The sequence below is a fragment of the Streptomyces sp. NPDC002104 genome, assembly GCF_053593795.1.
The window spans coordinates 1-12786 of the sequence record NZ_JBSFDF010000052.1 but is presented as its reverse complement, the minus strand read 5'-3'; the positions used below and the strand labels follow the sequence as shown (position 1 = coordinate 12786).

Here is a 12786-nt window from a genome sequence, read left to right as displayed (position 1 = left end):
TTCCGGTCGAGGACCACTACGTGAGACGGATGTCTCTCACTGTGTTACTCACCCGTTTACCTCCCACCGCCCGACGTGTGGGCTAGGGTTCGGAGCATGTACGCGCACTCGAACCAGAACTGGTGGTGGCCCGCTCCCGGCGGCCCACTTCTCGCGCGTACCTGAAGACACGAGCGATACGAAGGCCGCCCCGAGGGGCGGCCTTCCGCATTCCGTGAGACACACAGTCGCTGGAAACCCGGGCCGTCCCACCCTCCGCAACCGGATAGGACGCCCACTCCATGCACGCGCATCCGCATTCGCACCCGCACCCGCTCCTGAACCGCCTGCTCGACGACGCCTGCCCGCCCTTCGCGCTGCTGCGCCGCCGCACGCCGGGCCGCGATCACGACACTGTGGAACTGCTGATCGGCCCGGTCCACGAGGCCGCGCGGCTGGCCGACCTGCCCGTCGGCGAGCGCCCCGCCCTGGCGCTCGTCCCGTTCCGCCAGATCCGGGAGCGCGGGTTCGACGTACGCGACGACGGCACGCCGCTGAGCGTCCTGGTCGCCGAGGAGACCTACGAGATCCCGCTCGCCGAGGCGCTGGCCGCGCTGCCGGACCACGGGGTGCGGGTCGACGACGGCGGCTTCGACGTCCCCGACGAGGAGTACGCGGACACCGTCCGGCGGGTCATCGAGGACGAGATCGGCCGGGGCGAGGGCGCGAACTTCGTCATCCGGCGCACCTACCGGGGCCGGATCGAGGGCTTCGGCCGCGCCGACGCCCTCGCGCTGTTCCGCCGGCTGCTGGAGGGCGAGCGGGGCGCGTACTGGACGTACGTGGTCCACACCGGGGAGCGCACCCTCGTCGGGGCCAGCCCCGAGGTACACGTACGGATGACCGGGGGCACGGTCGTGATGAACCCGATCAGCGGTACGTACCGCCACCCGGCCGGGGGGCCGACGGCCGACTCCCTCCTCGCCTTCCTCGGCGACCGCAAGGAGACCGAGGAGCTGTCCATGGTGGTGGACGAGGAACTGAAGATGATGTGCACGGTCGGGGACATGGGCGGGGTCGTCGTCGGCCCCCGCCTCAAGGAGATGGCGCACCTCGCGCACACCGAGTACGAGCTGCGCGGCCGCTCCTCGCTGGACGTGCGCGAGGTGCTGAAGGAGACGATGTTCGCGGCGACCGTGACCGGATCGCCGGTGCAGAACGCCTGCCGGGTCATCGAGCGGTACGAGCCCCTCGGGCAGGACGGGGTGGGCCGCGGCTACTACGCGGGCGCGCTGGCCCTGCTGGGCCTCGACGCCTCGGGCGCCCAGACCCTCGACTCCCCCATCCTCATCCGGACGGCGGACATCGCCCCGGACGGCACGCTGCGGGTGCCCGTCGGGGCCACCCTCGTACGGCACTCCGATCCGGCGGGCGAGGTCGCGGAGACGCACGCGAAGGCGGCCGGGGTGCTGGCGGCGCTGGGCGTGCGTCCGGCGGCGGCGCCGCCCTCCTCCTCCGGTCCGCGGCTGGCCGACGACCCCCGGGTCCAGGCGGCCCTGGCGGCGCGCCGCGAGGACCTGGCGCCGTTCTGGCTGCGGATGCAGGAGCGGCCGGCACCGGTGACGGGCCACGCGCTGGTGGTGGACGGGGAGGACACCTTCACCTCGATGCTGCGCCACGTCCTGCGGGTGACCGGGCTGGAGGTGACCGTACGCCGCTACGACGACCCCGGGCTGCGGGCCGCCGCCCTGGCCTGGGACGGGCCGATCGTGCTGGGCCCCGGCCCGGGCGACCCGGCGGACTTCGGCGACCCGAAGATCCGCGCGATGCGCGAGCTGACGGCGGAGCTGCTGGCCTCGCACCGGGGCGGGCTGCTCGGGGTCTGCCTCAGCCACCAGCTGCTCGCCGCCGAGCTGGGGCTTCCGCTGGTGCGCAAGGCGGAGCCGGCGCAGGGGGCGCAGACGCGGATCCCGCTGTTCGGGGCGGAGGAGGTCGTCGGCTTCTACAACACCTACGCGGCGCACTGCTCGGCGCAGCGGGAGCGGTCCCTGGCCCTGCGGGGCATCGAGGTCTCCCGTGACCCCGTCACGGGAGAGGTGCACGCCCTGCGCTCCGCCTCCGGCGGCTTCGCGGGGGTCCAGTTCCACCCGGAGTCGGTCCTGACCCTGCGGGGCGCGGACCTGGTCCGCGATCTGATCGCCGGGGTCCGCGCGGCCGCACGGGCGTAGCCCGCCCGGGCGGGTGGGGGACCGCCACGCGGAGCCGTCCCCCACCCGCAGGGCCGAACGGGGCCGGACCCGACCCGACCGGACCCGCCGGAGTCCGTCAGGACGGTACGAGCGTGTTCTCCGAGCGGCGGCCCGCCACGTAGTCCGCGACGTTGGCGACCGTGGTGTCGATGATCTGGCCCACCGCGTCGTGGGTGTAGTACGCCTGGTGGGAGGTGACGACCACGTTCGGGAAGGTGATCAGCCGCGCCAGGGTGTCGTCCTCGACGACCACCAGGGACTTGTCCAGGAAGAAGAGCCCGGCCTCCGCCTCGTACACGTCCAGGCCGACCCCCGCGAAGCGTCCGGACCGCAACTCCGTGACCAGCGCTTCCGTGTCGATCAGGCCGCCGCGGCTGGAGTTCACCAGGATGGCGTCGTCCTTCATCGCCTTCAGCGCCTCGGCGCCGATGATGTGGTGCGTGGACTCCAGCAGCGGCACGTGCAGGCTGATCAGGTCCGAGGAGGCGAACAGCGTGTCCTTGTCCACGTACTTCATGCCCAGCTCCACGCACGCCGGGTTCTGCGCCACGTCCCAGCCCAGCAGGTTCATCCCGAACCCGTGGGCGATCCGGGTGAACGCCTCCCCGATCTTGCCGGTGCCGAGCACCCCCACCGTGCGGCCGCGCATGTCGCGGCCCATCAGGCCGTTCAGCCGGAAGTCGAAGTCCCGCGTGCGGTTCGAGGCCCGGACGATCCGCCGGTTCACCGCCATGGCCAGGGTCCACGCGAACTCGGCCACCGAGTACGGGGAGTAGTACGAGACCCGGCTGACCGTCAGGCCGAGCTGCCGCGCGACCTCCAGGTCGATGTTGTTGAAGCCGGTGGAGCGCTGGGCGATCATCTTCGTCCCGCCCGCGGCCAGGGTGCGCAGCACGCGGCCGTTCAGGTCCGCGTTGACGCTCGACGAGACGATCTCGTACCCGGCCGCGATGGGCGCGGTGTCCTCACTGAGGAAGACGTCCAGGCAGCGCACCTCGTGCAGGCCCGCGAAAGCCTTCTCGATGAGCGGCTTCTCGTCCGCCGTCACCCCGAATGCCAGGATTTCCACGTTCGCTCCCGTACTGCGCCAAAGAATCGGACCATGGGTCGTTTGTCACCTTACGACCCATGCCCCGTGCCCGCCCTGGCGGCTCAGCCGACTCGGCCGGCTCAGCCGAAGAACACTCCGGCCTCCCGGTACAGCGCCGGGTCCACCGTCTTCAGCTTCGCCGTCGCCTCGGCGATCGGCACCCGCACGATGTCCGTCCCCTTCAGCGCGACCATCTTCCCGAAGTCCCCGTCGCGCACCGCGTCGATCGCGTGCAGCCCGAAGCGGGTGGCCAGCCACCGGTCGAACGCGCTGGGGGTGCCGCCCCGCTGGATGTGCCCGAGTACGGTCGTACGGGCCTCCTTGCCGGTCCGCGCCTCGATCTCCTTGGCCAGCCACTCGCCCACGCCGGACAGCCGCACGTGCCCGAAGGAGTCCTTCGTCGCGTCCTTCAGCACCATGTCCCCGTCCTTGGGCATGGCGCCCTCGGCGACGCACACGATCGGCGCGTAGCTCGCCTTGAACCGGGAGCTCACCCAGGCGCAGACCTGGTCCACGTCGAAGCGCTGCTCGGGGATGAGGATGACGTTGGCGCCGCCCGCGAGCCCCGAGTGCAGGGCGATCCAGCCGGCGTGCCGGCCCATCACCTCGACGACCAGCACCCGCATGTGGGACTCGGCGGTGGTGTGCAGCCGGTCGATGGCCTCCGTCGCGATACCGACGGCGGTGTCGAAGCCGAAGGTGTAGTCGGTGGCCGAGAGGTCGTTGTCGATGGTCTTGGGCACCCCCACGCACGGGATGCCGTACTCCTCGTAGAGCTTCGCGGCCACACCCAGGGTGTCCTCGCCGCCGATCGCGACGAGGGCGTCGACCTCGTACTTGGCGAGGTTCTCCTTGATCCGGCGGACGCCGTCGTCCAGCTTGAACGGGTTGGTGCGCGAGGAGCCGAGGATGGTCCCGCCGCGCGGCAGGATCCCGCGCACGGCGGGGATGTCGAGCGGGACGGTGCGGCCTTCGACCGCGCCGCGCCAGCCGTCCTTGAACCCGATGAACTCGTAGGCGTACTCCTGGACGCCCTTGCGCACGACACTGCGGATCACCGCGTTGAGCCCGGGGCAGTCGCCGCCGCCCGTCAGCACTCCGACCTTCATGGCCTTCATGGAATCTTCCCTTCGCCACAGGGCCCGCTGAGGGCGCGGGGCCCGCATGACGGTCACGCTAGTGGTGACTCAGGTCACAGCAAGATGCCGGGAAGGGTCAATTCCGGGGGAATTGCGGGGCGTTGCATCCGCCCGTTCACTCGTACGAGGGGCCGCCCGGGCGTGCGGACGTCCCCGAGACACCTCTTAGGCGTCGTCGAGGCCGCGCTCGATCGCGTACCGGACGAGCTCCACCCGGTTGTGCAGCTGGAGCTTGCCCAGGGTGTTCTGCACGTGGTTCTGCACGGTGCGGTGGGAGATGACGAGGCGTTCCGCGATCTGCTTGTACGAGAGCCCCTTGGCCACCAGTCGCAGCACCTCGGTCTCCCGGTCGGTGAGCTGCGGGGCCTTCGGCTCGTCGGAGGCGGCGGGCGCCGGGTCGGTGGCGAGGCGGCGGTACTCGCCGAGGACCAGGCCGGCCAGGCCCGGGGTGAAGACGGGGTCGCCGGCCGCCGTGCGGCGCACGGCGTCGATGAGCTCCTGGGCGCCGGCGGACTTCAGCAGGTAGCCGGTCGCACCGGACTTCACGGCTTCCAGGACGTCGGCGTGCTCGCCGCTCGCGGAGAGCACGAGGACCCGCAGCGCCGGGTTGGCGCCGACCAGTTCCTTGCAGACCTGCACGCCGGGCATGCCGGGGAGGTTGAGGTCGAGGACCAGGACGTGCGGGGCGGCGGCGCGGGCCCTGCGCACGGCCTCGGGTCCGTCGCCCGCGGTGGCCACCAGGTCGAAGCCGGCGGCGGCCAGGTCGCGGGCGACCGCGTCCCGCCACATCGGATGGTCGTCCACGACCATGACCTTGATGCCGCCGAGGCCGCTCGGCTCGGTCGGCGCGTTGGGCTCGGTCGACTCGTTCGACGCGTTCACTTGGTGCTCCCCCTCGGTACTTTCAGTTCCACTTCGGTGCCCTGCCCCGGGACGGACACCAGCTCGGCGCTGCCGCCGAGGTCGCGCAGGCGGCCCCGGATGGACAGGGCCACTCCCATCCGGCCCTCCCCCTCGGCCTGGTCGAGCCGGCCGGCCGGGATGCCCGGACCGTCGTCGCGGACGGTCACGATCACCTCGTCGCCCCAGTCCTCGACCAGGATCCAGGCGCTGGCCCCCTCGCCCGCGTGCTTGCGCACGTTGTCGAGGGCCGCCCCGACCGCCGCGGCCAGCTCACGGGCCGCGGGCACGGGCAACGGCACCGGGGTGCCCGGTTCGGCGAAGCTCACCCGTGAGCCCGCGTGCGGGGCGAGGAGGGTCCGCAGGTCGAGGTCGCCCTCGTCCTCGCCGGGCTCCTCCACCTCGAAGGCGGCCACGATCGCGCCGAGCGCCTCGTCGCGGGAGATCCGGGAGGGGCGCGCCAGTCCGCTGGAGACCAGGGTGCGCAGCGCGACCTCCTGCTCCCCCGCCATCCGGCCCAGTTCGGCGGCCTCGCCGCCCAGTTCGGTGCCGCGCCGCTGGACCATGGCGAGGACCTGGAGGACCCCGTCGTGGATGTCGCGGGCGAGGCGTTCGCGCTCGCGGGTGGCGGCCTCGATCTCCAGGGCGCGGGCGAGCGTGGCCTCACTGGCCCGGGCCACCTCGACGACGTAGCCGATGGCGATGGAGGCCACCCACACCAGGAGCACGTTGTGCAGGGTGTCCCGGGTGGGCTCGCCGCGCTGCACGAGGTTGGCGGCGGCGACGAAGCTGGAGGCGAAACAGGCCCAGCGCCAGCCGCCCTTGAGGGCGAAGGCGAGGACCGCGCCCGCGGTCCATATGGAGGGCAGCGTGGGGCCGCCGCCGGTGACCCGTTCGTGGCTGTCGGCGAGCGGGGTGAGCAGGATCCCGACGCAGGCGACGGCGAGGTCGGCGCCCAGGAACCGCTTGGTGCAACTGGCGGCGTTGGCCACCTTGGGGAGCGTGAACAGGGTCCAGCCCGCGAGGAGGGCCAGGTAGGAGACGGCGATCCAGGGGCGGTCGAACTTCTTGTAGGCGGAGGCGAACAGCAGGGCCGCGTAGACCATGGTGAGCAGCCGGTAGGCCGTCAGGGCACGCCACAGCGGCTGCTCGACCGACATGCGTACGACGCGCTCGCGCTTCGCCATCTCCCCCACCCCGTACGGGCGGACCCGCCCGTGTGCTGCTACTTGTCGGTGTCCGAGGCGCCGGGCTCGGTCTTTTCGGCGCTCTCGGCCTTCTCGTTCCTCGCGGCGGCCTTCTCCGCGTCGGCGATCTGGCGCTTGGCGGCCGTCGCGTAGATGTCGACGTACTCCTGGCCGGACAGCTTCATGATCTCGTACATGACCTCGTCGGTCACCGAGCGGAGGATGAAGCGGTCCCCCTCCATGCCGTGGTAGCGGCTGAAGTCCAGCGGCTTGCCGATCCGGATGCCCGGGCGCATCAGCTTGGGCACCACCTTGCCGGGCGGCTGGATCTTCTCCGTGTCGATCATCGCGACGGGGATCACGGGCGCTCCGGTGGCCAGCGCCACCCGGGCCAGACCGCCGGGCTTGCCGCGGTACAGCCGGCCGTCGGGTGAACGCGTCCCTTCGGGGTAAATACCGAACAGCTCTCCGCGTTCGATGACGTCGATGCCGCTCTTGATCGCGGCCTCGCCGGCCCCGCGCGCACCGGAACGGTCCACCGGGAGCTGGCCGACGCCCTTGAAGAAGGCGGCCGTCAGCTTGCCCTTGACGCCCGGGGAGGTGAAGTACTCCGCCTTCGCGATGAAGGTCACCTTGCGGTCCAGCACGGCCGGGAGGAAGAAGGAGTCGGAGAAGGACAGGTGGTTGCTCGCGAGGATCGCCGGCCCCTCTGCGGGAATGTTCTCGAGGCCCTCCACCCACGGCCTGAAGGCGAGCTTCAGGGAACCGCCGATCGAGAACTTCATTGCGCCGTAGATCAACTCGAAAGCCTTCCTGTGTCTGTCGAACAGACCTTATCCCCTGGTCGTGCCCGGAGCCGTCCGACGACCCTGGTCGGTGTCATCCCCGTCGCGTACGGTGAAGTCACACAGCGCTACGCACCCCACGCCCCCCTCTAAGGAGACCCTGGTGCCCGTCCTCCATGGAGCCGAGCCGTTCCGCCACGAGGGCGGAAAGGCCGGCGTCCTCCTCTGCCACGGCTTCACCGGTTCCCCCCAGTCGATGCGCCCCTGGGCCGAGTACCTCGCCGCACGCGGACTGACGGTGTCCCTCCCCCTGCTCCCCGGGCACGGGACGCGCTGGCAGGACATGCAGCTCACCGGCTGGCAGGACTGGTACGCCGAGGTGGACCGCGCGCTGCGGGAGCTGCTCGACAGCTGCGACCAGGTGTTCGTCTGCGGGCTGTCGATGGGCGGCGCGCTGACCCTGCGCCTGGCGGCGAAGCACGGGGACAGCATCAGCGGCATCGTCCTCGTCAACCCGGTCAACAAGATCCACGACCCGCTGGCGGTGGCCCTGCCGGTGGTCAAGCACTTCATCCGGTCGACCCCGGGCATCGCGAGCGACATCGCCAAGCCCGGCTCGGACGAGGTCGGCTACGACCGGGTCCCGACGCGGGCCGCGCACTCGCTGCGCACGTTCCTGCGGATGCTGGACACCGAACTGCCGCAGGTGACGCAGCCGCTGCTGCTGCTGCACAGCCCGCAGGACCACGTGGTGCGGCCGACGGACTCGACGCGGATCCTGGCGCGGGTGTCCTCCACGGACGTCACCGAGACGCTGCTGGAACAGAGTTACCACGTCGCGACGTTGGACCATGACGCGGAGCGGATCTTCGCGGACAGCTACGCGTTCGTCGGGCGGCTGTCGGAGAGCTTGGGCAGGGAGGGGGCGGCCAGCGGTGGCTGAGCACGAGGAGTCCGCCGGGGGTGTTCCCCCGCTGGACGAGGAAGCGGCGTGGGCGGCGATCGTGGCCGGCTACGGGCAGGAGCCCGCGGACCCGCCGGGCGCGAGACCGTTCCGGCCGATCGAGAACCTCCTCCTGCCGGAGGAGGACGTGAAACCGGCCGGCCCGGCCCCGGCGCCCGACCAGGCGGGCCCCGCGGGCCCGGCCTCCCCGGAGCCGCCGTCGGCGGCGGCCCTGGGCAGCTCGGTGGTGTTCGCTCCGGGCGTGGGCGGAGCCGGTCCCCGGGACCACTCCCTGGCCGAACCGGACGACTCCCCCGAGGCCGCGAAGGACGAGGGGCACTTCGTCCCCCCGGAGCCGGAGCTGCCGGAGGCCGACGCCACGTCGAAGTTCGCCTGGCTGGCGGTGGTGGGCGGACCGGTCCTGCTGCTCCTGGCGGTGCTGCTGCAGTGGGAGATGACGTGGTGGCTGACGACGCTGGGCGTCGGCGGCTTCCTGGGCGGCTTCGCGACGCTGGTCGCGCGGATGTCCACGGGCGAGGACGACGACGACGACCCCGGCCGGGGTGCGGTGGTGTGATGTTCTGACGCGTCGCGGGCGCGGCGAGGGGCTCGAGGGGCCCTTGCCGCGCCCGCGGCGCGTCAGGCCGGAAGCCGGAGGGTGGCCAGGACCGGGAGGTGGTCCGTGGCGCGGGTCAGGTCCGCGGGGCTGACTCCCGCAAGGCCCTCGGGAACGCCGCAGGCGAGGACTTCCACGGCAGGGCTGGCGAAGACCGCGTCGATCCGCCGGGGCGGCGACGACCGCACCCACGTGTGCTCCCCGCCCCACGGCGCCACCGCCCGGCAGTCCTGCAGGGCCCCCGCCAGCCGGCGGAAGGCGGGCCCCGACGGGCCCTCGTTGATGTCGCCCGCGGCGATCGCGTACGGCACGTCCATGCCGGCGAGCCGTTCCAGGAGCAGTTCCGCCTGGGCGAGGCGTTCGGGCCCGTCCAGTGACAGGTGGGCGCTCAGCACCCCGACCCGCACCCCGCCCAGCCGGACGACCGCCGTGGCGAAGCCCCGCCGGTGGCGGCCCGGCGTCAGGGGCAGCAGGACGTCCTCCGTCCGCTCCACGAAGGCCCGTAGGGAACACAGCAGCAGCGGGCCCGCGGCCGTCGCGCCGCCCGACAGGACGACCAGGTCGCACTTCGAGGCCAGCCGCGCCGCGTGCTTGCGCCACCGGAAGAACCGCGGCGCCTCCTGGACGCAGACCAGGTCCGGTGCGCACGCGCGGATGACGCGCGCCAGCGCGTCCTCGTCGTCGCGCAGCGAACGGACGTTGTAGGAGAGCACCCGGACCACGGCGGAACCATCGCCTTCGGTACGGGAGTTCGGCAGCTCGGCGCGTTCCTGTCCCAGTTCCATACACGGCAACATAACGAGACTGCCCGCCGCACCCCAGAGGGCGCGGCGGGCAGTCCGCCGGTACGGGTCGCCGCCGGGGCGGGCTTCAGCCCTGGCGGGCCAGGTCCGCCGCGCCGACCAGGCCGGCCTTGCCGCCGAGCTGAGCGGCGAGGACCTGCGCGTGCGGACGCCAGGCGCCGCCGATCAGCCAGCGCTTGAAGGACTTGCGGATCGGGTCGAGGACCAGGTCGCCCTCGTCCGAGACGCCGCCGCCGACGATGAACGCCGACGGGTCGAAGAGCGAGGCCAGGTCCGCGAGGCCGGCGCCCGCCCAACGGGCCAGCTCGCGGAAGGAGTCGATGGCCACCAGGTCGCCGGCGCGGGCCGCCTCGCTGATGTGCTTGCCCTCGATGCCGTCCGGGGTGCCGTCGCCGAGCGCGAGGAGCGCCTTCGCGTTCTCGGGGGTGGCGTTGGCGCGCTGCTTGGCGTAGCGGACGAGCGCGCGCCCGGAGGCGTACTGCTCCCAGCAGCCCTGGCTGCCGCAGCCGCACAGCAGGCCGTCCGGGACCACCCGGATGTGGCCGAACTCGGCGGCCACGCCGAAGCGTCCGCGCCGGAGCTTGTTGCCGATGATGATGCCGCCGCCCAGGCCCGTGCCGAGCGTGATGCAGATGACGTCCTCGTGGCCCTGGCCGGCGCCGAAGCGGTATTCGCCCCAGGCGGCGCAGTTGGCGTCGTTCTCGACGACCACGGGCAGGCCGATGCGCTGCTCGACCTTGTCCTTCAGCGGCTCGTGCCGCCAGTTGATGTTGGGCGCGAAGAGTACGGTCGCGCGCTTGTCGTCGACGTATCCGGCGGCGCCGATGCCGACCGCGTCGATGGTGTGGCTGGCGCTGACCTCGGAGACCGCGGCGCAGATCGCGTCCGTCACTCCGTCCGGGGTCGGCGGCGTGGGCACCTTGTACGTCTCAAGGATGGTGCCGTCTTCGTCGACCACGCCGGCCGCGATCTTCGTGCCGCCGATGTCGACGCCGATGGTGAGTCCCATTAGTCCCTCGGTTTCCGGTCAAACCCCGCCGCTGTCAACCGTACCCGAGGGACGGCTGGGTTCAGTCGAGATCGATCCGCTCGGTCGGGCCGTCTTCGCCCTCGTCACGCGGGTCCTTCGCGTTCCCGGCGGCGTTCGCGGTCGTGTTTCCGGCCGCGTTCGCGGTGGTGCCGCTCCCCCGGTCGGGGGACGGTTCGTCGCGCGTCCAGCGGCGCTCGTGGCCCTCGACCGCGGAGCGGTAGGCGGCGAGCAGCTCCGATCCGGCCGCCGCGAGGTGGTCGAAGACCTCGGGATTGCGCTCGACGACGGGTTTGGCGGCGGTCTTCGCCTGGTTGACGAACTGCCGTACGGCGCCCTGCGCGGCCACGCCGAACAGCGGGTTGTTCAGCGCGGAGACCTTGTCGGACACCTTGTCCGCGACGGCCTCGAAGAGCTTGAGCAGCTCCTCGGCGGCGGTCCCGGTGCCGGCGCCCCCGGAGGCGCCCTGCTCGGACCTGCGGCGCTCCCGCTCGGCGGCGAGGTCCTCGGCGCAGGCCTCGGCCCAGGCGTCGTCCCCGTTCGAGGGATCGGTGGGGCGGTCAGTGGCCTCGCTCATGGCGGACTCTCCTGCGGCGGCGGGTGGGCGTGCGGTACGGACTCCTGCTCCCTTCGACGTTACCCGAACGGCGGTACGCCCCGGGGGCTACGCCTTCTCCCCGCTCCGGGGCCACAGGTCCGGGTCCGGGGTGAAGCGGATGCGGAGCTCGTCGTCGGCGAGGGCGGCGCCGGAGACGGTGCAGCGGCGCAGTGCGGCGGGCAGCGGAACGATCCTGCGGTACGGGCCCACCGTGAGCAGCAGCTCGTCCCCGCGCCGCACCAGCCCGAGCTCGCTCTTCTCGGCGCGGGGCAGCGGGACCCGCCAGAGCAGCACCCCGTCCTCGGCGATCCGGTCCTCGACGGTCCAGACGGGCCGGGGCGCGACGGCCGGGGCGGGCGCCGGGGCCAGCTCCGCGAGGTCCTCGGGGCCGTGCGGGTCCCGGCCCAGGTGGGGCACGGGGAGCACGGGGAGCACCGGGAGGCTCCCGTCGCCGGTCCCGGCCCACTGGGCCGCGTACTTCTCCTGCTGCGCGGCGAGTCCCGCGAGCCAGGGGTCGGCGGATCCTGCGGGCAGCATCCGGTTGGCGACGAGCGCCGAGACGGGCAGCCGGTACAGGGCGAGCCCGAGCATGCCCAGGCGCAGCGCGGCGTCGGCGGCGGGTCCCGGCTCGGCGACGAGCCGTACGGAGGTGGTGGGGGCCTCCAGCACGTCCTGGACGGCCGCCAGGTCCTCGTCCCAGCGGGCGGCGGCCTCGTACAGCCACTGCGCGGGCATGGGGACGCCGGCGAGCTGGGCCAGTACGGGGCGCAGGGCGCGGGCCGCCTGGCGCTCCGCGGGGAGCAGCCGGGCGAGGTAGCGGCGGAGCTGGGCGGGGAGGGCGAGGGTGGCGACCGCCTGGTGCAGCGGGGGCATGTCCACGACCACGAGGTCGGTGCCGGGCGTGTGCGCGGCCCGGCGCAGGGCGCGGAGCAGGGCGAACTGTTCGGCGCCGGGCAGTTCGGTGATCTCGTCGGCGTGCAGCGGGCGGGCGCCGAGCATCCCGAGGACCGCGGAGCCGCGCTCCTGGAGCTCGACGAACTCGTGCCGGAACTCCTCGCCGGAGTCGACGCGGGTCACGTCGAGCGTGCCGTGCGGGGTGAGGGGCGGGGTGGTGGGGCCGGCGGTGAGCAGGAGCACCCGGTGGCCCTGGCGGGCGGCGGCGAGCGCGGTGGCCGCCGCGATGGTGCTCCGCCCGGCGCCGCCGGGGCCGGTGACGAGAAGGGTGTGCATGCTGCTCCTAGCTCCGCGTGTACCCGGCCCGGCCCCGGGGGGCCCGACCGATGGCCCCTGCCACCCTGCCACGCCCGTGCCCCACCCTGGGGCCCGCCCCGGGCCGCTCACCCGCTACGGGTGTCCGCTGCGCGGGCCGAAGTTCCCCTACCCGCCCTTCCACCGTTCCCCGGGCGCTGCCCGGACCCCGGTCCTCAAACGCCGGACGGGCTGGGGAGGGGTACCGGGCTGCGCCCGGAC

General features: G+C 73.0%; 12 protein-coding genes. 3 read left to right on the top strand and 9 right to left on the bottom strand.

Features of this window, described 5'->3' with window-relative positions:
- Window positions 1-281: 281 nt before the first annotated feature.
- Window positions 282-2207, top strand: coding sequence for an anthranilate synthase family protein (locus tag ACWCP2_RS31290; RefSeq protein WP_450911931.1), 1926 nt, complete (start codon window positions 282-284; stop codon window positions 2205-2207).
- A 97-nt stretch (window positions 2208-2304) separates the two neighbouring features.
- Here the strand turns inward: ACWCP2_RS31290 and ACWCP2_RS31285 are convergent, their stop codons facing one another.
- The 5 genes from ACWCP2_RS31285 to ACWCP2_RS31265 form a co-directional block, all read right to left on the bottom strand.
- Window positions 2305-3297: a 2-hydroxyacid dehydrogenase gene (locus ACWCP2_RS31285; RefSeq protein ID WP_450911930.1), complete on the bottom strand. Its 993-nt coding sequence runs from the start codon at window positions 3295-3297 to the stop codon at window positions 2305-2307.
- Between the two features lie 101 nt (window positions 3298-3398).
- Complete coding sequence (locus ACWCP2_RS31280; protein WP_450911967.1) at window positions 3399-4427, bottom strand: 6-phosphofructokinase; 1029 nt, start codon at window positions 4425-4427, stop codon at window positions 3399-3401.
- Window positions 4428-4622: 195 nt separating this feature from the next.
- Window positions 4623-5267, bottom strand: coding sequence for a response regulator (locus ACWCP2_RS31275; protein ID WP_250743819.1), 645 nt, complete (start codon window positions 5265-5267; stop codon window positions 4623-4625).
- Window positions 5268-5335: 68 nt separating this feature from the next.
- A complete protein-coding gene (gene macS / locus ACWCP2_RS31270; protein WP_450911929.1) occupies window positions 5336-6544 on the bottom strand; it encodes a MacS family sensor histidine kinase in 1209 nt (402 codons plus the stop codon).
- Window positions 6545-6582: 38 nt separating this feature from the next.
- On the bottom strand, window positions 6583-7329 hold the full coding sequence (locus tag ACWCP2_RS31265) for a lysophospholipid acyltransferase family protein (RefSeq protein ID WP_450911966.1): 747 nt from the start codon (window positions 7327-7329) through the stop codon (window positions 6583-6585).
- A gap of 163 nt (window positions 7330-7492) precedes the next feature.
- Here ACWCP2_RS31265 and ACWCP2_RS31260 point away from each other — a divergent pair, with 163 nt between their 5' ends.
- Window positions 7493-8272 carry an alpha/beta hydrolase gene (locus ACWCP2_RS31260; protein WP_450911928.1) on the top strand — a complete coding sequence of 260 codons (780 nt, stop codon included), beginning with the start codon at window positions 7493-7495 and terminating at the stop codon, window positions 8270-8272.
- Window positions 8265-8849, top strand: a complete 585-nt coding sequence (locus tag ACWCP2_RS31255) for a hypothetical protein (protein WP_450911927.1) — start codon at window positions 8265-8267, stop codon at window positions 8847-8849. Before ACWCP2_RS31260 ends, ACWCP2_RS31255 begins: the two co-directional genes overlap by 8 nt.
- 62 nt (window positions 8850-8911) lie before the next feature.
- Here ACWCP2_RS31255 and ACWCP2_RS31250 read toward each other — a convergent pair whose 3' ends face one another.
- From ACWCP2_RS31250 to ACWCP2_RS31235, 4 genes are all read right to left on the bottom strand, one after another.
- Window positions 8912-9673 carry an endonuclease/exonuclease/phosphatase family protein gene (locus ACWCP2_RS31250; RefSeq protein WP_450911926.1) on the bottom strand — a complete coding sequence of 254 codons (762 nt, stop codon included), beginning with the start codon at window positions 9671-9673 and terminating at the stop codon, window positions 8912-8914.
- A gap of 85 nt (window positions 9674-9758) precedes the next feature.
- The gene (locus tag ACWCP2_RS31245) at window positions 9759-10700 is read right to left on the bottom strand and encodes an ROK family glucokinase (RefSeq protein WP_250743712.1); all 942 of its coding nucleotides are present in this window, start codon (window positions 10698-10700) and stop codon (window positions 9759-9761) included.
- 61 nt (window positions 10701-10761) lie between these two features.
- Entirely contained in the window at window positions 10762-11295 is a 534-nt protein-coding gene (locus ACWCP2_RS31240; RefSeq protein ID WP_450911925.1) for a DUF5304 domain-containing protein, read from the bottom strand.
- Between the two features lie 87 nt (window positions 11296-11382).
- Window positions 11383-12546: an ArsA family ATPase gene (locus tag ACWCP2_RS31235; protein ID WP_450911924.1), complete on the bottom strand. Its 1164-nt coding sequence runs from the start codon at window positions 12544-12546 to the stop codon at window positions 11383-11385.
- Window positions 12547-12786 lie beyond the last annotated feature (240 nt).